2 pseudogenes are annotated in these 535 nt (G+C 48.8%); both read left to right on the top strand.

The annotated features are described in order from the left end of the window. Positions 1-149 (top strand): annotated as a pseudogene (locus R7O13_RS30400) (peptide ABC transporter permease); the annotation flags it as partial. Then, positions 136-535 (top strand): annotated as a pseudogene (locus R7O13_RS30395) (peptide ABC transporter permease); the annotation flags it as partial. The pseudogenes R7O13_RS30400 and R7O13_RS30395, both read left to right, overlap by 14 nt.

The following is a 535-nucleotide window of genomic DNA, read 5'->3' as shown; positions in this document are numbered from 1 at the left end:
TGGATGCGCTTGCCAACCAAGATTACGCCTAAATCCAAGCAGGAGTAATGGTGCTTGCGACACTCGTTTTAACTGCCAATATCCTTTCGGACTTGATTGGCGCCATGATCAACCCTCTGGTGAGAAAAGAATGGTATGCTAACAAATAACGTTTATCAGGAAGAACGCATTCCAACTCAGTTTGAGCGATTTTGGCGCAGTTACCGCGCTAACGGGTTAGCGATGTTTGGCTTGTGGTGTTTAGGCTTGATCGTATTGATCACCATCTTAGCTCCGTGGCTTGCTCCGTTTGATCCACAAGCACAATCTGGTGAGTTACTCGTTCCCCCTTCATGGGCACCAGCGGGCACTGTCGATTACTTTTTAGGAACCGATGACTTAGGTCGTGATATTCTGTCGCGCTTGATCATGGGCTCTCAACTGACTTTTGGCGCAGCAGTTGGCATTACTGCGATTGCGACCATCGTAGGTTGCTTTATCGGAGTGCTGGCGGGGATGACGAAAGGTCTGCTTTCCAGTACTTTGAACCACCTTC

Source organism: Vibrio sp. Y176 (genome assembly GCF_033438945.1).
Note: the sequence above shows the minus strand (reverse complement) of the source record. Positions and strands in the feature narration are given on the sequence as shown.